Source organism: Kocuria rhizosphaericola (genome assembly GCF_044462205.1).
In the GTDB taxonomy this organism is placed as follows: domain Bacteria; phylum Actinomycetota; class Actinomycetes; order Actinomycetales; family Micrococcaceae; genus Kocuria; species Kocuria rhizosphaericola.
On record NZ_JBISWK010000024.1, the window covers coordinates 1 to 18,886 of the forward strand.

Here is an 18,886-nt window from a genome sequence, read left to right on the forward strand (position 1 = left end):
TGTCGATGTCGAACGCAGTGGTCCAGGCCGTCGCGCCTGCCGTGCCGATCCCCCTGTCCACCGTCTTCTGGTCCGAGGTCGCGGGCACCGCGATGCTGCTGCTGCTCGGCTGCGGCGTCGTCGCCAATGCCGTGCTGCCGAGGACCAAGGGGCTCGGCGGCGGGTTCCTGATGATCAACTTCGGCTGGGGCCTGGGCGTGTTCGCCGGTGTCTACGTGGCCTACCAGTCCGGCGCCCACATCAATCCCGCCGTGACCGTGGGCCTGTGGGCCAGCGGGGCCGAGGAGTACGCCCCCGGTGTGGCCATCACCGTGGTCAGCACGCTCGTCTACTTCGCCGGCGAGCTCGTCGGCGGCATCCTGGGCGCCGTCGTGGCGTTCCTGGCCTACAAGAAGCACTTCGACGAGGAGATCGAGGAGGAGGTCCTCGGGGCGACGAAGCTCGCCGTGTTCTCGACCGGGCCGGCGGTGCGCTCCTACGGCTGGAACGTGGTCACCGAGGTGGTCGGCACCTTCGTCCTCGTCGCGGTGATCCTGCTGTTCGGCAACACCCCGTCCCAGCTCGGCCCGCTGGCCGTGGCCCTGCTCGTGGTCGGCATCGGCGCGAGTCTCGGCGGGCCCACGGGCTACGCCATCAACCCGGCCCGTGACCTCGGGCCCCGCATCGCCCACGCCCTGCTGCCGATCCGCGGCAAGGGCTCCAGCGACTGGGCCTACGCCTGGGTCCCGATCGTCGGCCCGGTCCTCGGCGCCCTGCTCGCCGGCGGCTTCTACCAGCTCTACTCCAACCCGCCGGCCTGAGGCCCGCACCCGCCCACCACCGCCCGACCCGTGCACGACACCACCACGAAGCGAGGTACCACCCATGAGCACCGACCAGAAGTACGTCATGGCCATCGACCAGGGCACCACGAGCTCCCGCGCCATCATCTTCGACAAGCAGGGCAACATCGTCAGCACCGGCCAGCTGGAGCACGAGCAGATCTTCCCGCGCGCCGGGTGGGTCGAGCACGACCCCCTGGAGATCTGGGTCAACGTCCGCAAGGTCGTCGCGGAGGCGGAGGCCAGCTCGGAGGTCAACGCCCGGGACATCGCCGCCGTCGGCATCACCAACCAGCGCGAGACCACCGTGGTGTGGGACCGCACCACGGGCAAGCCGGTCCACAACGCGATCGTCTGGCAGGACACCCGCACCCAGGCGCTCGTCGACGAGCTCGCCGGGGACGAGGGCACGGACCGGTACAAGGACCGGGTGGGCCTGCCGCTGGCGAGCTACTTCGCCGGTCCCAAGGTCACCTGGATCCTCGACAACGTCGAGGGCGCCCGCGAGGCCGCCGAGCGCGGCGACCTGCTCATGGGCACCACCGACTCCTGGCTCGTGTGGAACATGACCGGCGGGGTCGACGGGGGCGTGCACGTCACCGACGTCACCAACGCCTCCCGCACGATGCTGATGAACCTCGAGACGCTGGACTGGAACCCGGAGATCTGCGCCGACATGCGCATCCCCATGTCGATGCTGCCGGAGATCCGCTCCTCCTCCGAGGTCTACGGCAAGGGGCGCACCCGCGGCTTCCTCAAGGACGTGCCGATCTCCGGGATCCTCGGGGACCAGCAGGCCGCCATGTTCGGGCAGGCCTGCTTCGAGAAGGGCATGGGCAAGAACACCTACGGCACCGGCAGCTTCGTGCTCATGAACGTCGGCACGGAGGTGGTCCGCTCGGAGAACGGGCTGCTGAGCACCGTCTGCTACAAGATCGGCGACCAGGACGCGGTCTATGCCCTCGAGGGCTCCATCGCCGTGACCGGGTCCCTGATCCAGTGGCTGCGCGACAACCTCGGGATCATCGCCTCCGCGCCGGAGGTCGAGCCGCTGGCCGCGTCGGTGGAGGACAACGGCGGGGCCTACTTCGTGCCGGCCTTCAGCGGCCTGTTCGCCCCGCACTGGCGCCCGGACGCCCGCGGCGCCCTCGTCGGCCTGACCCGCTACGTGACCAAGGCCCACATCGCCCGGGCGGCCCTCGAGGCGACGGCCTACCAGTCCCGCGAGGTCGTCGAGGCGATGAACGCGGACGCCGGGGTGGACATCACCGAGCTCAAGGTGGACGGCGGCATGACCGCCAACGAGCTGCTCATGCAGTTCCAGGCCGACCAGCTGGGCGTGCCGGTCGTGCGCCCGGCGGTCACCGAGACCACGGCCCTCGGCGCGGCCTACGCGGCCGGCATCGCGGTGGGCTTCTGGTCCGGCACCGACGAGGTCACCGCGAACTGGGCGGAGGACACCCGGTGGGAGCCGGCGATGGAGGAGGATCGGCGCGGCAGGCTCTACCGCAACTGGCAGAAGGCCGTGACCAAGTCCTTCGACTGGGTCGACGAGGACGTCGACTGACGCCGTCCCCTCCGCGGGGACGGAGCGCCGCCCGGGCTCCCCGGGCGGCGCTCCGTAGCACGGGGCCCGGACAGGCACGGGAGCAGGGGCCAGGAGCAGGGACCGGCGTGCGCGGACCGGGGCGCGGAACGGCCCGCGCACACGCTATAGTGGAACGTCGGCCGGCAAGGCCCGTGCTCCCGCACGCCCGGCGCACCGCCTCAACCACGGTGCACGGCGCGCGGTCACGGCGCTTGCAGGACAGGAGGATTGCGGCTGATCCTCACCTCTCCGGCGGGACCGATCCCGTCCTCGGAGGCCGGACCGAACAGAACACGCTCCCCCCGCACCGGAGACCGGACGGGGGAGAGCACCGCATTGTGAAAGGTAAACGTGGCTAACAACACGCGTGCGCGCCGCCAGGTGCGCAAGTCCCGCGCCCTCGGGATCGCCCTGACCCCGAAGGCCGAGAAGTACTTCGAGCGCCGTCCCTACGGCCCCGGTGAGCACGGCCGTGCCCGCCGGAAGGCCGACTCGGACTACGCCGTCCGGCTGCGCGAGAAGCAGCGTCTGCGGGCGCAGTACAACATCCGCGAGAAGCAGATGCACATCGCCTACGTCGAGGCCAAGCGCCAGGAGGGCCAGACCGGTGAGAACCTGGTCGCCCTGCTGGAGTCCCGCCTGGACGCCCTGGTCCTGCGCTCCGGCTTCGCCCGGACCATGGCCCAGGCCCGCCAGATGGTCGTGCACCGCCACATCCTGGTGGACGGCGAGCGGGTGGACCGCCCCTCCTACCAGGTCAAGGAGGGTCAGCTGATCCACGTGCACGCCAAGTCGGAGAAGATGGTGCCCTTCCAGGTCGCCGCCGCAGGCGCGCACCAGGCCGTGCTGCCCGACACCCCGGGCTACCTCGACGTGCAGATCGAGAAGCTGCAGGCCAAGCTGGTGCGCAAGCCCAAGCGCGCCGAGGTCCCCGTGACCTGCGAGGAGCAGCTCGTGGTGGAGTACTACGCCCGCATGGCCTGATCCTGCGGGCTCCTGCCCCCGGGACACCCCGGAGGCAGGGCCTTCCCTGCGAAGAGCCCGCGGCGCCTGCGCCGCGGGCTCTTCCGTTCGGTACAGTTGATCCCCGGGCACCGCGCCGGTGCCCGTCCCCGCACGCCCGGGCGGTTCCGCCGCCCCGGCACCGTCGACCCGACCAGCAAGGAGCGCGCCGCCCCATGACCGGTGGAGAAATCGCAGGACTGCTCGCCGCGGGGGTGTTCGCCGTGCTGGTGCTCCTGCTCGCGGTGCCGATCCTCAAGCTCGGCAAGGTCTTCGACGAGCTGCGGCTGACGATCCGCTCGCTCAACAACGAGACCGTCCCCCTCATCGACGAGGTCACCCGCACCGTCTCGACCACCAACTCGCAGCTCGAGAAGGTGGACGGCATCACGACCAACGTCTCCGACGCCTCCGCGAACGTCTCCGCGCTGTCCTCCCTGGTGGCCTCCACCGTGGGCCAGCCGCTGATCAAGGTCGCCGCGTTCTCCCACGGCGTGCGCCGGGCGTTCACGGGCGACACGCCCACGGAGGGCTCCCACCGCGCCGACCGCTTCGGGGACGCGGACGGGCAGGCCCCCGGGACCCCGGGGGAGGACCGGCCATGAGCTTCTGGGGCCGGCTCGCCCTCGTGGCCGCCGGCGGGGTGCTCGGCGCCGCCGCCACACGGTTCGCCCGGTCACCCGGCCAGGACCTCTCCGTGCGCGAGGCCTCCGGCCCCGCCCGCACCCCCCGCGCCGGGGACTGGCGCTCCCGGCTCTACCGTTTCGCGGCCACCGTGCGGGCGGGCATGGACGAGCGGGAGGCCGAGCTGCGGGAGTCCTTCGGCGTGGCCGCGCCCCGGCCGTCGGCCCCCCGACTGGCCGCCCGGGACGCCGCCCCGCCGGTGCTCGACGGCACCGCGGCCGAGGCCGCGACGGACCCCACCGACCCCACGACACCCCCCTCGACCCACCGCGAAGGAAAGCACCGGTAATGCTGTCTCAGGAAATCACCAAGCGCTGGCTGGACTACTTCGAAGGCCAGGGCCACACCGTGGTGCCCTCCGCCTCGCTGATCTCCGCCCAGCCCGGTGCCATGTTCACGATCGCGGGCATGGTCCCGTTCATCCCGTACTTCCTCGGCCAGGAGACCGCCCCCTACCGGCGCGCCACGTCCATCCAGAAGTGCATCCGCACCCTCGACATCGACGAGGTGGGCAAGACCGCCCGGCACGGCACGTTCTTCCAGATGGCCGGCAACTTCTCCTTCGGGGACTACTTCAAGGAGAAGGCCATCCCCATGGCCTGGGAGCTGCTCACCGGGCCCGTGGACGAGGGCCGCTTCGGACTGGACCCGGACCGGCTGTGGATCACCGTCTACCAGGACGACGAGGAGTCCTACACGCTCTGGAAGGACACGGTGGGCGTGCCCGCCGAGCGGATCCAGCGGATGGGCCGGGACGAGAACTACTGGGACACCGGCCAGCCCGGTCCCGCGGGCCCCGACTCCGAGATCTTCTACGACCGCGGCCCCCGATACGGCCGGGAGGGCGGGCCGGCCGTCGACGACGACCGGTACATCGAGATCTGGAACCTCGTCTTCATGCAGTACCAGCGCGGAGAGGGCCCGGGCAAGGACTACGAGATCCTGGGCGACCTGCCCGAGAAGAGCATCGACACCGGCCTCGGCGTGGAGCGCCTGGCCATGCTCCTGCAGGGCGTCGAGAACTTCTACGAGACCGACCAGGTCCGGCCCGTCCTCGACCGGGCGGCCGAGCTCTCCGGGAAGCGCTATCGCGGCTCGGAGAAGCCGGAGGAGGAGGGCTACGACGACGACGTGCGGATGCGCGTGGTCGCCGACCACGTCCGCTCCTCGCTGATGCTCATCGCGGACGGCGTGAGCCCGTCCAACGAGGGCCGCGGGTACATCCTGCGCCGCCTGCTGCGCCGTGCGATCCGCGCGATGCGCCTGATGGGAGTCACCGAGCCCTGCCTGCCCGTGCTGCTGCCCGCGTCCCGGGACGCCATGCGCGGCGTCTACCCCTACGTGGCCGAGGACTTCGAACGGATCTCCCGGATCGCCTACGCCGAGGAGCGGGCGTTCCTGAAGACCATCGAGTCCGGGACCACCCGGCTCAACGAGGCGGTGGCCGGCGCCAGGCGGCAGGGGCGGACCGTGTCCGGTGCGGAGGCCTTCGCGCTGCACGACACCTACGGCTTCCCCATCGACCTCACCCTCGAGATGGCCGCCGAGGCCGGGGTCGCGGTCGACGAGACGGCGTTCCGCGGTCTCATGGAGGAGCAGCGCCACCGCGCGCAGCAGGACGCCCGCGCCAAGAAGGGCGCCCACGCCGACCTGTCGGTGTTCCGCCGGCTCGTCGACGAGGGCGGCTCGGTGTTCACCGGCTACACCCGGCTGGGCCACGAGACGGTGCTGCGCGCCCTGCTGCAGGACGGCGTGACCGTCCCCGCCGCGCCGGCGGGGACGCACGTCGAGGTCGTCCTGGACGAGACGCCGTTCTACGCCGAGGCCGGCGGCCAGGCCGCCGACCGGGGCACGATCGCCGGCGACGGCTTCGTGCTCGAGGTCACCGACGTCCAGCAGCCCGTGAAGGGGCTGTCCGTGCACCAGGCGGTCGTGCGCGAGGGCGAGGCCCTCTCCGGGGCCACGGTGCTCGCCCAGGTGGACGTCGCGCGGCGCCGGGCCGCCGAGGCCGCCCACACCGGCACCCACATCGTCCACGCGGCCCTGCACGACATCCTCGGGCCCGAGGCCGTCCAGCGCGGCTCCTTCAACAAGGAGGGCTACCTGCGCTTCGACTTCGCGTGGGGCGAGGGACTCGGCGAGGCCCAGCGCCAGGAGATCGAGGAGGTCTCCAACGCGGCGATCCACGCCAACCACGAGGTGGTCACCCAGGAGATGGCCCTCGCCGAGGCGAAGGCCATGGGCGCCATGTCCCTGTTCGGCGAGAAGTACGGGGACCGGGTGCGCGTGGTCGAGCTGAACGGCCCGTGGTCCCGGGAGCTGTGCGGTGGCACGCACGTGGGCGGCACCGCCCAGATCGGCTCGCTCACCCTGCTGACCGAGCAGTCCGTGGGCTCGGGCAACCGCCGCGTCGAGGCGCTCGTGGGCCTGGACTCGTTCCGGCACCTCGCCGCCGAGCGCACCCTCGTGAACCAGCTCACCGGCATGCTCAAGGTGCAGTCCACCGCGGAGCTGCCCGAGCGCCTCGCGGGCACCCTCGAGAAGCTGAAGACGGCCGAGAAGGAGCTCGCGGTCCTGCGCCGGGAGAAGCTCCAGGCGCAGGCCGGCTCCCTGCTCGACGGGGTGCGCCAGGTCGGACCGGTCAAGGTCCTCGCCCACGACATGGGCGAGGTCGCCGGGGCCGACGACGTCCGCTCGCTCGCGCTCGACCTGCGCGGCCGGATGACGGCCGAGCCGTTCGTCGTCGCCGTCACCGGCACCGCCAAGGGCCGGCCCCTGGTCCTCGTGGCCACCACGGAGGGCGCCCGCGACTCCGGGGTGCAGGCCGGCAGGCTCGTGCGCACCGCCGCCAAGGTCCTCGGCGGCGGCGGCGGCGGCAAGGACGACATCGCCCAGGGCGGAGGTCAGGACCCCGCCCAGGTCGGGGCCGCCCTGGACGCCGTGCTGTCCGACGTCGCCCGGGCGACGGGCGGCGCCGCCGCGTGAGCGACGCCTTCGCCCGGGGACGGCGGATGGGGGTCGACGTCGGCCTCGTCCGCGTCGGGGTCGCCCTGTGCGACCCCGACGGCATCCTCGCCACGCCGCTGACCACGCTGCGGCGCGACCCCCGGAAGGGCTTCGACGTGAAGCTGCTGGCCGGGCTGGTCCAGGAGCACGACGTCGTCGCCGTCTACGTCGGTCTGCCCCGCAGCCTCGACGGCGGGGAGAACGCCTCGACCGCGATGGCGCGCGACTACGCGGAGGCCCTCGTGCGGCGGCTGCGGGTGAAGGGCCGTGAGGTGCCGGTGCGCCTGGTCGACGAGCGCCTCAGCACGGTGGACGCCCACCGGGTGCTCCTGGAGGCCGGGGTCTCCCGCCGCGACCACATGGACAAGGTCGACCAGGTGGCCGCGGCCACCATCCTGCAGAGCGCCGTGGACCGGGCCAGGGCGACCGGCGCCGAGCCCGGCGCGCCGGTGGACCCGACGGTCCCCGGCGCCGCGGATCCCGCCGTCCCGCATAATGGGGGGGACCTCGACGGGCACGGTACCGTTGTGGCGCACGGCGGGCAGCCATCCACCGAGGCCGCGAACACGGCCGCGGACGCCGCCGGGGACACCGCCGGAGCGCCCGACCGGGCGCGGACGGCACCGTTGACGACCACCGATCCGGACGGAGAGCATTCGTGAGCGACGATCCGTACGACCAGTCGGCGTCCCGCCGACCCGAGGCGCCCCGCGAGTCGTCCGGCGGCGCCGGCGGTCTGGGCAGCCTGCTGGACGCCCCGTCGTCGCGGGAGTCCTCCTCGGGCCTGCGCGGCGTCTTCGAGCACGAGGAGCTCACCCCCGAGCAGGTCAAGCGGCGGCAGCGCCGCGGCCGCGTGTCCCTGACCACGGCCATCGCCCTGTTCCTGCTCGCCGCGCTGATCACCGTGTCCGTGCTCGGCTCCACCTTCGGGTGGTTCGAGGTCCGCGACTACCGCGGCGACGGCGAGGACCCCGTGACCTTCTCCGTGGCCGAGGGCGCCACCACCGGGCAGATCGCGGTGGCCCTCCAGGAGCGGGGGATCGTGGCGGACGCCGAGACGTTCGTGGACACCTACCAGGAGGAGCACGCCGAGCAGTTCATCCAGCCCGGCGAGTACGAGCTGCGCACGGAGATGAGCTCCGAGGCCGCCGTGGACGCGCTCATGGAGGAGGAGGAGGCCACCCACTACGCGGCGGTCAACCGGACCCTGCGGATGTCCGACGTGTTCGGCGTCCTCAGCGAGTCCACGGGCATCCCCGTCTCCGAGTTCGAGGCCTACGAGCGAGACACGGCGGCGTTCGGGATCCCCGGCCGCTTCCCGACCCTCGAGGGCTGGCTGCACCCGGGCGAGTACCGGTTCCCGCTGGACGCCACGGCGGAGGAGATCCTGCGCGCCATGGTGGACCGCACCCGGACGACCCTCGAGGACAACGGCGTCACCGGCGAGGACAGGATCTTCGAGGTGCTCACCATCGGCTCGATCATCGAGTTCGAGGTCCAGCCCGAGCACTACGACGTGGTGGCCGGCGCGATCCAGAACCGCCTCGACAACCCCGAGGGCGAGACCTCCGGGTTCATCCAGTCCGACGCGTCCGTGACCTACGGCCTCGACCGCCGCAGCTACGACTTCTCCGAGGAGGAGCGCCGCGACGAGTCCAACCGGTACAACACCTTCGCCAACCCGGGGCTGCCGGTGGGGCCGATCGGGTCCCCGGGCGACGCCGCCATCGCGGCGGCCGCCGACCCGCAGGACAACGACTACTACTTCTGGGTGACCGTGAACCTGGAGACGGGCGAGACGAAGTTCTCCGAGACCTACGCCCAGCACCTCGAGTACGTGGAGGAGTACAACCAGTGGTGCAGCGAGAACGAGGGCCGGTGCGGGTGAGCCCCGCCCGCGCCGCCGTGGTGGGCCACCCCATCGGGCACTCGAGGTCCCCGGACCTGCACCGCGCCGCGTACGCCGTGCTGGGCGAGGACGTGCACTACGACGCCCACGACCTGGTCGAGGAGCAGCTGCCGCCGTTCGTCGACGACCGCCGCGGCGACCCGGCCTGGCGCGGGCTGTCGGTGACGATGCCCCTGAAGTCGGTCGCCGCCGCGTGCGCCGACGAGCTGACGGGCCTCGGGGACGCGGTCGGCGCGGTCAACACCCTGCTCTTCCGCCCCGACGGGACGGTGCTGGGCCACAACACCGACGTCACGGGCATCGTCGGCGCGGTGCTCGCGGCGGGCGCGGTGCCGGACTCACCCCGGGCCGCCGTCCTGGGCGGGGGAGGCACGGCCACGGCCGCGGTCGCCGCCGCGCAGCTGCTCGGGGCCGCCTCCGTGGACGTCTTCGTGCGAGCCGCCGCCCGCGCCGGGCGCGCCGTCGAGGCGGGGCGCCGGCTCGGGATCCCCGTGCGCCTGCGGGCGTGGGACGAGGCGCCGGACCGCCTGGCCGGCTACGACGTGGTCGTCTCGACCCTCCCGCCGCACGGCGCGGACGAGCTGGCCGCGCAGCTGGAGGCCGGTTCCCCGGAGACCACGGGCGTCCTCCTGGACGCCGCCTACGACCCGTGGCCGTCGAAGGTCGCGGGGGCCTGGGCCCGGGCCGGGGGAGCGGTGGCCCCGGGACTCGATATGCTGATCTTCCAGGCGGTGGACCAGATCCGTCTGTTCACCGGCCGCGATCCGGGCACACCCCTGCCCCGCGAGCAGGACGTGATCGCCGCGATGTGCACGGCGGTGGGGCGGCCCATCCTCGCAGCCCCGTCCCTGCCCCGCCCCTGAGACCTGTCGGCGGCCGCGCCCTCCGGGCCCTGCCGCCGAGACCCCGAAACGGAAAGAGTTGTTATGTTGCGTTGGCTCACGGCCGGCGAGTCACACGGCGAGGCGCTCGTCGGGATCATCGAGGGCGTCCCGGCGGGGGTGAACCTGACCAGCCAGGACGTCCGCGACGCCCTGGCCCGCCGCCGGCTCGGCTACGGCCGCGGCGCGCGGATGAAGTTCGAGCAGGACCAGGTGCGCCTGCTCGGCGGCGTGCGCCACGGCGTGACCCAGGGCGGGCCGGTGGCGATCGAGATCGCCAACACCGAGTGGCCCAAGTGGCGCGAGGTGATGTCCGCGGACCCTGTGGACGCGGAGGTGCTCGAGGGCCGCGCCCGCAACGCCCCCCTGACCCGTCCCCGCCCCGGCCACGCCGACCTCACCGGCATGCAGAAGTACGGCTTCGACGAGGCCCGGCCCGTGCTGGAGCGGGCCAGTGCCCGGGAGACCGCCACGCGCGTGGCCCTCGGCGCCGTCGCCGCGAAGATCCTCGAGGCCCTGGACGTGCACCTCGTCTCCCACACGACGGCCGTGGGCGCCGTGAGCGCGCCGGTGGACGCCCCGCGCCCGCTGCCCTCCGACGTCCCCGGCCTCGACGCCGACCCCCTGCGCTGCTTCGACCCCGCCACGGCGGAGTCCATGGTGGCGGCGGTGGACGCCGCGCACAAGGACGGGGAGACCCTCGGGGGCGTCGTCGAGGTCCTCGCCTACGGTCTGCCCCCGGGACTCGGCTCGTACGTGCACTGGGACCGCCGGCTGGACTCCCGCCTGGCCGGGGCCCTGATGGGCATCCAGGCCATCAAGGGCGTCGAGGTCGGGGACGGCTTCCTGACCGCGGCCCGGCCGGGGTCCGAGGCCCACGACGAGATCTCCCGCGGCGCCGACGGCGTCGTGCGGCGCGTGAGCAACCGGGCGGGCGGGATCGAGGGCGGCATGTCCATCGGGGACGTCCTGCGCGTGCGCGCGGCCATGAAGCCCATCGCCACCGTGCCCAGGGCCCTGCGCACCGTCGACGTCGCCACCGGCGAGGCCGCCCGGGCCCACCACCAGCGCTCGGACGTCTGCGCCGTGCCCGCCGCGGGCGTGGTCGCCGAGGCGATGGTGGCCCTCGTGCTCGCCGACGCCGTGACGGAGAAGTTCGGCGGGGACTCGATCGCAGAGACCGCCCGCAACAAGGACGCCTACCTCGCCGCCATCCCGGAGACCCTGCACTCCTCCGGCGAGCTCGGGGCGTTCGAGGACGACGCCGCCGCGGCGCGCGGCGACCACATGGGCGACCCGCTCGTGGCGCCCGCCGAGACCGGGGAGGGCCAGGCGTGAACGCGCAGTTCCCCGCCCCGGCCGACGCCGCCGCGGTCCCGCAGCGGCCCGTGGTGCTCATCGGCCCCATGGCCGCCGGCAAGTCCTTCCTGGCCCTGCACATGTCCAAGTTCTACGGCTACGACTTCGTGGACGCCGACCAGGTCATCGTCTCCCGGTACGGCGTGATCTCGAGAATCTTCGCCGAGCACGGCGAGAAGTACTTCCGCGACCTCGAGGCGGACACCGTCGCCGAGATCCTGCGGGACCCCGACCACGCCAACGCGATCTTCTCCGTGGGGGGCGGCGCCCCCATGACCCCGTCCACCCGGGAGCTCCTGCGCCACGAGCTGGTCGCCTACCTCGAGGTGGACACCGAGACCGTGCTGCCCCGGATCAGCGGCAACCGGACCCGGCCCATGCTCCAACCGGACCCGGAGCGGCGCTGGCTGGAGCTCTACGAGTCCCGGCGCGCCTGCTACGAGGAGCTCGCCGACATCACGCTCGACGGCACCCACAACCGCCCTGTCGCGGAGATCGGCGCCGACCTCGAGGCGGAGCTCACCCGCCTGCGGTCCCCGCGGGCGGCCGGCGGCACCACCGAGAGCACCCAGGAGGTCCAGGCATGAGCGAGTCCGCTCCCCGCACCGTCACGACCATCTCCGTCACCGGGGACCGTCCGGCCGAGAACTACGACGTCCTCGTGGGCCACGGCCTGCTGGGGGAGGTCCCCCGCGTGCTCGGCGACCGGGTCCAGCGCGTGCTGGTCATCCACCCGAGGGCGCTGCGCAGCACCGGCGACGTGGTCATGGAGGAGCTGCGCGGCCAGGGGTACCAGGCGTTCACCGCCGAGATCCCGGACGCCGAGGAGGGCAAGCACGTCCAGGTGGCGTCCTTCTGCTGGCAGGTCCTCGGCCAGAACGACTTCACCCGCTCGGACGCGATCGTCTCCGTGGGCGGGGGCGCGGTCTCCGACCTCGCGGGCTTCGTGGCCGCGACCTGGCTGCGCGGCGTGCGCGTGGTGCACGTGCCCACCACGTTGCTCGGCATGGTGGACGCCGCCGTGGGCGGCAAGACGGGGATCAACACCGCCGAGGGCAAGAACCTCGTGGGTGCCTTCCACCCGCCCGCGGCCGTGCTGTGCGACCTCGACACGCTGAAGACGCTGCCGGAGAACGAGCTGCTCACCGGCATGGCGGAGGTCGTCAAGTGCGGCTTCATCGCCGACGAGCGGATCCTCGAGCTCATCGAGGCCCATCCGGAGGCGGTGCGCGACTCGCAGTCCGAGGTGGTGCGCGAGCTCGTGGAGCGCGGCATCCGGGTCAAGGCCGAGATCGTCTCCGGCGACCTGCGCGAGGCCGGCCGCCGCGAGGTCCTCAACTACGGGCACACCCTCGGGCACGCGATCGAGCACAACGAGCGCTACCAGTGGCGCCACGGCGCCGCGGTGTCGGTGGGGATGGTCTTCGCCGCGGAGCTCGCGCGCACCGCCGGCAGCCTCGCCGACGACGTCGTCGAGCGCCACCGCGACGTCCTGGGCTCCCTGGGCCTGCCGACCGCGTACCGGTGGGACCAGTGGCCGCGGCTGCTCGAGGTCATGAAGCGGGACAAGAAGACCCGCGGGAACCTGCTGCGCTTCGTCGTCCTCGACGCCGTGGGCAGGCCCCGCGTCCTCGAGGTCCCCGACCCCGCGATCCTCTTCGCGACCTACCAGGAGATCGCCGAGGGCGCGCCCAGCTAGACTGGTCCGCGGTCCGGGACGACACCCGCCTTCCGCGCCGACCTGCCGACTTCGCAGACAGACAGAGAGAGAACCTGTGGCTACCACGAACGACATCAAGAACGGCACCGTCCTGAAGCTGGAGGGCAACCTCTGGAACGTCATCGAGTTCCAGCACGTCAAGCCGGGCAAGGGCGGGGCGTTCGTGCGCACCAAGATGCGCAACATCACCTCCGGCAAGGTGGTCGACAAGACCTTCAACGCCGGCGCCAAGATCGAGACCGCCACGGTGGACCGCAGCGAGTACCAGTACCTGTACCAGGACGGCGCCGACTACGTCTTCATGGACAACAAGACCTACGACCAGATCACCGTCCCCGGTGAGGTCGTGGGCGACGCCGCCAACTTCATGCTCGAGAACCTCAACGCGACCATCGCGCTGCACGAGGGCGCCCCGCTCTACATCGAGCTGCCCGCGTCCGTGGTCCTCGAGATCACCTACACCGAGCCGGGCCTGCAGGGCGACCGCTCCACGGGCGGCACCAAGCCCGCCACCGTGGAGACCGGCTACCAGATCCAGGTGCCGCTGTTCCTCGAGCAGGGCACCAAGGTCAAGGTCGACACCCGCACGGGTGACTACCTGGGCCGCGTCAACGAGTGAGCGCCCGGGGCAAGGCGCGCCGGCGCGCCGTGGAGATCCTCTTCGAGGCCGAGCAGCGGCACGAGGACGCCCGCGAGGTCATGGAGCGGCGCCGGATGCACAGCGACTCGCTCGTCTCCCCGTACGCCGAGGAGCTCGTGCTCGGCGTCACGATGCGCCGCGGTGAGCTCGACGAGTACCTCGAGACGTACTCCCAGGGCTGGACCCTCGAGCGGATGCCGGCCGTGGACCGCAACGTGCTGCGCGTGGGCGCCTGGGAGCTGCTGTTCAACGACGACGTCCCGGACGGGGTCGCCGTGGCGGAGGCCGTGAACCTCGCCAAGGAGCTCGCGGGGGACGACTCCCCGCGCTTCGTCAACGGCCTGCTGGGCCGGCTGCAGAAGATGAAGCCGACCCTGCTGGGCTGAGCGGCCCGCCACCCGGAGCGCTATCATCGCGGGACCACGACCGGCCGTTCCGGGGAGGTCCGCGTGACAGCTCCCGCGCTGCGCCTGCAGGGCGTCTCGAAGCACTACGGGCCCGTGTGCGCGGTCGACCGCGTCTCCTTCGAGGTGCGCCCGGGGGAGCTCTACGCGCTGCTGGGGCTCAACGGGGCCGGCAAGACCACCGTGATGCGGATGGTCCTCGGCATGGTCCGCCCCGCGGCCGGCTCCGTCACGGTGCTCGGGCGCGGGCGCGGCGACCGGTCCGTCTGGGCCGAGGTCGGCTACCTCGTGGAGGCCGCCTCCGCCTATCCGGAGCTGACCGTGCGCGAGAACCTGGAGGTCGCCCGCAGGCTGCACCGGGTGCGGTCGCCGGGCGCGGTCGAGGACGCCGTGGAGCTCTTCGGACTGCGCGAGCACGCCGACCGCCGCGCCCGCGTCCTCTCCCTGGGCAACCTGCAGCGGCTGGCCCTGGCCCGGGCCGTGCTGCACCGGCCGTCCCTGCTGGTCCTGGACGAGCCGGTCAACGGCCTGGACCCGGCCGGTGTCGTCGAGGTGCGCACCCTGCTCGAGCGCCTCGCCCGTGAGCACGGGACCGCCGTGCTGCTCTCCAGCCACATCCTCGGCGAGGTCGCCCGCGTCGCCACCCGGATCGGGGTCCTGCACCGGGGCGGGCTGCTCGACGAGTTCGCCACGGCGGCCCTGCCCGACCGGGTCCGCCGCCACCTGGAGCTCACCACGCGCGACGACGCCCGCGCGGTGCGGGTGCTGGCCGCCGCCGGCTTCGCGTCCCGCCGCGGGCCCCGTGGCGTCGTGCTCGAGGAGGACCGCGCCACGGACCGGCCGGACACCGTGGCCGCCGCCCTGGTGCACGGCGGCGTGCCGCCCACGGGCCTCACGGTGGTCCACGAGGACCTCGAGGCCTACTTCCTGCGCCTGGTCGACGCGCAGCCCCCGGAGGCGCAGGAGCGGTCCGGTGCCCGGTGAGCTGGCGGCCGCGGTGCAGGCGGAGGCGCTGAAGCTGCGCCGCTCCCGGGTGCCGTGGGCGACCGTCGGGGCCGTCCTCCTCGCCGGTGCGGTCGGGGCGTTCTTCATGTTCGTGCTGCAGGACGCCGACCGGGCCCGGTCGCTGGGGCTGCTGGGGACCAAGGCCCAGCTCACGGGCGGCACCGCGGACTGGCCCGGGTACTTCTCCCTCACCGCGCAGACCGTCTCGGTGGGCGGGCTCATCATCTTCGGGACCGCCGCGATCTGGCTCTTCGGCCGGGAGTTCTCCGACCGTACCGCTGCCGACCTGCTGGCCCTGCCCACCTCCCGCACCGCCGTGGTGCTGGCCAAGCTGCTCCTGCTGCTGGCCTGGTGCGCCGCGCTCACCGTGCTCCTCGTGGCGCTCGTGCTCGTCCTCGGCGCGGCCCTCGGCCTGCCCGGGTGGTCGGGCGGGGCCGCCCTGCGCGGCGCCGGCGGCGTCCTCGGCACAGGTCTGCTGACGGCGGGCCTGGCCGTGCCGTACGGGCTGGCCGCGAGCGTGGGGCGGGGCTACCTGCCCGCCGTGGCTGTCCTGTTCCTCACCGTCCTCGTGGCGCAGGTGCTCGCCGCCGTCGGCCACGGCGCATGGTTCCCCTGGGCGGTGCCCGCCCTCCTCGCCGGCACCGCGGGACCGGCCCCCGCGGACACCGGCTGGGGCGGACCCCTGGGCGTCGTGCTCGTCGCCCTCGGCTCGGCGGCGGCCACCGCGGCGTGGTGGGAGCGGGCCGACCACAGCGCCTGACCCGGGCGGGGCCGCCCGGGGTGGCGGACGTCACGTGCGGCCCGGCGCGGGAGGGCCGCTGTGCTAGGTTGGGGCGAGCAAGCAACCTTTAAGTCCGTCCTGTGAGGCGGGGAAGGAGGCGGCACCCATGATCGACGACACCTCCACGGCCGGCCCCTCGACGGGACCCGCAGCCGCGCGCGTCATCCTCTCGGCAGCCGACATCGACCGCGCGCTGACGCGCATCGCCCACGAGATCCTCGAGGCCAACAAGGGCAGCTCGGACCTCGTCCTGCTCGGCATCCCGCGCCGCGGCTATCCGCTGGCCCAGCGGATCGCCGCCAAGATCGCCGCGACCGACCCCGGCTTCGACGCCGCCGCGAGCCTCGGCCAGCTCGACGTCACGATGTTCCGCGACGACCTGCGCAAGAACCCCGCCCGCGCCCCCCAGCCGACCCGCATCCCCGTGCAGGGCATCGACGGGCGCACCGTGGTCCTCGTCGACGACGTCCTGTACTCCGGGCGCACCGTGCGCGCCGCCCTCGACGCCCTCGTCGACGTCGGGCGCCCCCGCGTGGTCCGCCTCGCCGTCCTCGTCGACCGCGGCCACCGGGAGCTGCCCATCCGCGCCGACCACGTGGGCAAGAACCTGCCCACCTCCTCCCAGGAGAAGGTCCGGGTCCGCCTGGCCGAGACCGACCCGGAGCCGCGACCCGCCGAGAACGCCGACTGCGTGGTCATCGAGACCACCGCCCCGGGGGCCGGCGCATGAGGCACCTGCTGTCCACGAAGGACCTCTCCTACGACGCCGCCCTGACGGTCCTGGACACCGCGGACCAGATGGCCGCCGTGGGCCAGCGCTCCGTCAAGAAGCTCCCCGCCCTGCGTGGCCGCACCGTGGTCAACCTCTTCTTCGAGGACTCGACCCGCACCCGCATCTCGTTCGAGACGGCCGCCAAGCGGCTGTCCGCGGACGTCATCAACTTCTCCGCCAAGGGGTCCTCGGTCTCGAAGGGGGAATCGCTCAAGGACACCGCCCAGACCCTCGCGGCGATGAGCGCCGACGCCGTGGTGATCCGGCACTCCGCCTCCGGCTCCCCGCAGCAGCTCGCCGAGTCCGGCTGGATCGACGCCCCCGTGGTCAACGCCGGCGACGGCACCCACGAGCACCCCACCCAGGCCCTGCTCGACGCCATGACGCTGCGTCAGCACCGCGCCCGCACCGAGGGCCGCGAGAGCACCCGCGGACTCGACCTCGAGGGCATGCACGTGGTGATCGTCGGCGACGTCCTGCACTCCCGGGTGGCCCGCTCCGACCTGTGGCTGTTCACCACCCTGGGCGCCCGCGTCACGTTCGTGGCCCCGCCCACCCTGTTGCCCGTGGGCATCGCGGACTGGCCGTGCCGGGTGGTCTTCTCGCTCGACGAGGCGCTGGAGCCCGCCCCGGACGCCGTGATGATGCTGCGCGTGCAGCGCGAGCGCATGCACGCCGCCTTCTTCCCGACCGCCCAGGAGTACGCCCGGGAGTGGGGGCTGACCCCCGAGCGGGTCGCGGCCCTCGACGACGCCGGGGCGACCACGGCGATCATGCACCCCGGACCCATGAACCGCGGGCTGGAGATCTCCTCGGCGGCGGCGGACTCCCCGCGCTCCACGGTCCTGGACCAGGTGCGCAACGGCGTCTCCGTGCGGATGTCGGTGCTCTACCTGTTGCTGTCCGGCGACGACCTCGACCCCACCTCGACCCCGCACCCCCAGGAGCGCTGACCTCTCGTGACCTCGTACCTCATCCAGGGCGCCCAGCTGCTCGGCGAGCAGACCGCCGACATCCTCGTCGAGGACGGCGTGATCCGGCGCATCGGCCCCGACCTCGCCGCGGAGGCGGGCGGCGCACGCCTCGTGGACGCCTCCGGGCTCGTGGCCCTGCCCGGTCTCGTGGACATCCACACGCACCTGCGCGAGCCGGGCCGGGAGGACGCCGAGACCGTCGAGACGGGCACTCGGGCGGCCGCGCTCGGCGGCTACACCGCTGTCTTCGCGATGGCGAACTCCGATCCCGTGGCGGACACGGCCGGTGTCGTGGAGCAGGTCCACGAGCTGGGCCGCACCGCGGGCTGGGTCGACGTCCGTCCCGTGGGCGCCGTGACCGTGGGCCTCAAGGGCGAGCGGCTGTCCGAGATCATGGCGATGGCCGAGTCCCGCGCCGGCGTGCGGATGTTCTCCGACGACGGCATGTGCGTGCACGACCCCGTGCTGATGCGGCGGGCTCTCGAGTACGTCAAGGGCTTCGACGGCGTCGTGGCCCAGCACGCCCAGGAGCCGCGGCTGACCGAGGGCGCCCAGATGAACGAGGGCTCCGTGTCCGCCGAGCTCGGGCTGACGGGCTGGCCCGCCGTCGCGGAGGAGGCCGTCATCGCCCGCGACGTCCTGCTCGCCGAGCACGTCGGTTCCCGCGTGCACATCTGCCACCTCTCCACCCGGGGCTCCGTGGACATCGTCCGCTGGGCCAAGCAGCGCGGCATCGACGTGACCGCCGAGGCCACCCCGCACCACCTGCTGCTCACCGACGAGCGGGTCCGCAGCTTCGACCCGGTGTACAAGGTCAACCCGCCGCTGCGCACGGACGAGGACGTGCAGGCCCTGCGCGAGGCCGTGGCCGACGGCACCATCGACGTGATCGGCACCGACCACGCGCCGCACCCGGCCGAGGACAAGGAGTGCGAGTGGTCGTGCGCGGCCAACGGGATGACCGGGCTCGAGACCGCGCTGTCCGTGGTCCAGCTGAGCCTCGTCGACACCGGCCTCCTGACCTGGCGCGACGTCGCCCGGATCACCTCCGCGACCCCTGCCCGGATCGGCCGCCTCGCCACTCAGGGCCGGCCGCTCGCCGAGGGCGAGCCGGCGAACATCACCCTGTGGGACCCGGCGGCGACCACCGTGGTGGACCCCGCCCGGCACGCGTCCAAGGGCCGCAACAGCCCCTACCGCGGCATGGAGCTGCCCGGCGCCGTCCGGGCCACCTTCTTCCGCGGCCACCCCACCGTCCTCGACGGGAAGCTCCACGCCCCCGCCCCGGCGCCCGCCGCCTGACCGCTCCGACCCCTTCCACCGCCCGGAGGCCCCCGTCC

General features: G+C 73.2%; 19 protein-coding genes. All 19 read left to right on the top strand.

The window, feature by feature from the left end; genetic code table 11:
- Positions 1 to 5: 5 nt before the first annotated feature.
- The 19 genes from ACH9D2_RS02040 to ACH9D2_RS02130 all read left to right on the top strand — a co-directional run bounded on the left by ACH9D2_RS02040 (position 6) and on the right by ACH9D2_RS02130 (position 18,848).
- Entirely contained in the window at positions 6 to 800 is a 795-nt protein-coding gene (locus ACH9D2_RS02040) for an MIP/aquaporin family protein (protein ID WP_396361140.1), read from the top strand.
- Positions 801 to 864: 64 nt separating this feature from the next.
- Positions 865 to 2,388 carry a glycerol kinase GlpK gene (gene glpK, locus ACH9D2_RS02045; protein WP_396361094.1) on the top strand — a complete coding sequence of 508 codons (1,524 nt, stop codon included), beginning with the start codon at positions 865 to 867 and terminating at the stop codon, positions 2,386 to 2,388.
- 372 nt (positions 2,389 to 2,760) lie between these two features.
- Positions 2,761 to 3,393: a 30S ribosomal protein S4 gene (gene rpsD / locus ACH9D2_RS02050; RefSeq protein WP_017832285.1), complete on the top strand. Its 633-nt coding sequence runs from the start codon at positions 2,761 to 2,763 to the stop codon at positions 3,391 to 3,393.
- A gap of 194 nt (positions 3,394 to 3,587) precedes the next feature.
- Positions 3,588 to 4,016, top strand: coding sequence for a DUF948 domain-containing protein (locus tag ACH9D2_RS02055; protein WP_396361095.1), 429 nt, complete (start codon positions 3,588 to 3,590; stop codon positions 4,014 to 4,016).
- On the top strand, positions 4,013 to 4,384 hold the full coding sequence (locus ACH9D2_RS02060) for a hypothetical protein (protein WP_396361096.1): 372 nt from the start codon (positions 4,013 to 4,015) through the stop codon (positions 4,382 to 4,384). The genes ACH9D2_RS02055 and ACH9D2_RS02060 overlap by 4 nt, the downstream gene beginning before the upstream one ends.
- Positions 4,384 to 7,080: an alanine--tRNA ligase gene (gene alaS, locus ACH9D2_RS02065; RefSeq protein ID WP_396361097.1), complete on the top strand. Its 2,697-nt coding sequence runs from the start codon at positions 4,384 to 4,386 to the stop codon at positions 7,078 to 7,080. Before ACH9D2_RS02060 ends, alaS begins: the two co-directional genes overlap by 1 nt.
- The gene (gene ruvX / locus ACH9D2_RS02070; RefSeq protein WP_396361098.1) at positions 7,077 to 7,763 is read left to right on the top strand and encodes a Holliday junction resolvase RuvX; all 687 of its coding nucleotides are present in this window, start codon (positions 7,077 to 7,079) and stop codon (positions 7,761 to 7,763) included. The genes alaS and ruvX overlap by 4 nt, the downstream gene beginning before the upstream one ends.
- Positions 7,760 to 8,989: an endolytic transglycosylase MltG gene (locus ACH9D2_RS02075; protein ID WP_396361099.1), complete on the top strand. Its 1,230-nt coding sequence runs from the start codon at positions 7,760 to 7,762 to the stop codon at positions 8,987 to 8,989. The genes ruvX and ACH9D2_RS02075 overlap by 4 nt, the downstream gene beginning before the upstream one ends.
- On the top strand, positions 8,980 to 9,873 hold the full coding sequence (locus ACH9D2_RS02080) for a shikimate dehydrogenase (protein ID WP_396361141.1): 894 nt from the start codon (positions 8,980 to 8,982) through the stop codon (positions 9,871 to 9,873). Before ACH9D2_RS02075 ends, ACH9D2_RS02080 begins: the two co-directional genes overlap by 10 nt.
- 63 nt (positions 9,874 to 9,936) lie before the next feature.
- Positions 9,937 to 11,229, top strand: a complete 1,293-nt coding sequence (gene aroC, locus ACH9D2_RS02085; protein ID WP_396361100.1) for a chorismate synthase — start codon at positions 9,937 to 9,939, stop codon at positions 11,227 to 11,229.
- Positions 11,226 to 11,837: a shikimate kinase gene (locus ACH9D2_RS02090; protein WP_396361101.1), complete on the top strand. Its 612-nt coding sequence runs from the start codon at positions 11,226 to 11,228 to the stop codon at positions 11,835 to 11,837. The genes aroC and ACH9D2_RS02090 overlap by 4 nt, the downstream gene beginning before the upstream one ends.
- Entirely contained in the window at positions 11,834 to 12,949 is a 1,116-nt protein-coding gene (aroB, locus tag ACH9D2_RS02095; protein ID WP_396361102.1) for a 3-dehydroquinate synthase, read from the top strand. The genes ACH9D2_RS02090 and aroB overlap by 4 nt, the downstream gene beginning before the upstream one ends.
- A gap of 76 nt (positions 12,950 to 13,025) precedes the next feature.
- On the top strand, positions 13,026 to 13,589 hold the full coding sequence (efp, locus tag ACH9D2_RS02100) for an elongation factor P (RefSeq protein ID WP_133410212.1): 564 nt from the start codon (positions 13,026 to 13,028) through the stop codon (positions 13,587 to 13,589).
- A complete protein-coding gene (gene nusB / locus ACH9D2_RS02105) occupies positions 13,586 to 13,996 on the top strand; it encodes a transcription antitermination factor NusB (RefSeq protein WP_396361103.1) in 411 nt (136 codons plus the stop codon). Before efp ends, nusB begins: the two co-directional genes overlap by 4 nt.
- A gap of 63 nt (positions 13,997 to 14,059) precedes the next feature.
- Positions 14,060 to 14,998, top strand: coding sequence for an ATP-binding cassette domain-containing protein (locus tag ACH9D2_RS02110; RefSeq protein ID WP_396361104.1), 939 nt, complete (start codon positions 14,060 to 14,062; stop codon positions 14,996 to 14,998).
- Positions 14,988 to 15,779, top strand: coding sequence for an ABC transporter permease (locus ACH9D2_RS02115; RefSeq protein WP_396361105.1), 792 nt, complete (start codon positions 14,988 to 14,990; stop codon positions 15,777 to 15,779). The genes ACH9D2_RS02110 and ACH9D2_RS02115 overlap by 11 nt, the downstream gene beginning before the upstream one ends.
- 127 nt (positions 15,780 to 15,906) lie before the next feature.
- Positions 15,907 to 16,530 carry a bifunctional pyr operon transcriptional regulator/uracil phosphoribosyltransferase PyrR gene (gene pyrR / locus ACH9D2_RS02120; protein ID WP_396361106.1) on the top strand — a complete coding sequence of 208 codons (624 nt, stop codon included), beginning with the start codon at positions 15,907 to 15,909 and terminating at the stop codon, positions 16,528 to 16,530.
- Positions 16,527 to 17,525: an aspartate carbamoyltransferase catalytic subunit gene (locus tag ACH9D2_RS02125; RefSeq protein ID WP_396361107.1), complete on the top strand. Its 999-nt coding sequence runs from the start codon at positions 16,527 to 16,529 to the stop codon at positions 17,523 to 17,525. Before pyrR ends, ACH9D2_RS02125 begins: the two co-directional genes overlap by 4 nt.
- 6 nt (positions 17,526 to 17,531) lie before the next feature.
- Entirely contained in the window at positions 17,532 to 18,848 is a 1,317-nt protein-coding gene (locus tag ACH9D2_RS02130; protein WP_396361108.1) for a dihydroorotase, read from the top strand.
- Positions 18,849 to 18,886 lie beyond the last annotated feature (38 nt).

Excerpts from the sequence above, each read along its gene's own strand:
- ACH9D2_RS02040 (WP_396361140.1), top strand. The coding sequence starts at position 6 with ATGTCGAACGCAGTGGTCCAGGCCGTCGCGCCTGCCGTGCCGATCCCC.
- glpK (WP_396361094.1), top strand. The coding sequence starts at position 865 with ATGAGCACCGACCAGAAGTACGTCATGGCCATCGACCAGGGCACCACG.
- ACH9D2_RS02055 (WP_396361095.1), top strand. The coding sequence starts at position 3,588 with ATGACCGGTGGAGAAATCGCAGGACTGCTCGCCGCGGGGGTGTTCGCC.
- ACH9D2_RS02060 (WP_396361096.1), top strand. The coding sequence starts at position 4,013 with ATGAGCTTCTGGGGCCGGCTCGCCCTCGTGGCCGCCGGCGGGGTGCTC.
- alaS (WP_396361097.1), top strand. The coding sequence starts at position 4,384 with ATGCTGTCTCAGGAAATCACCAAGCGCTGGCTGGACTACTTCGAAGGC.
- aroC (WP_396361100.1), top strand. The coding sequence starts at position 9,937 with ATGTTGCGTTGGCTCACGGCCGGCGAGTCACACGGCGAGGCGCTCGTC.
- aroB (WP_396361102.1), top strand. The coding sequence starts at position 11,834 with ATGAGCGAGTCCGCTCCCCGCACCGTCACGACCATCTCCGTCACCGGG.
- pyrR (WP_396361106.1), top strand. The coding sequence starts at position 15,907 with ATGATCGACGACACCTCCACGGCCGGCCCCTCGACGGGACCCGCAGCC.
- ACH9D2_RS02125 (WP_396361107.1), top strand. The coding sequence starts at position 16,527 with ATGAGGCACCTGCTGTCCACGAAGGACCTCTCCTACGACGCCGCCCTG.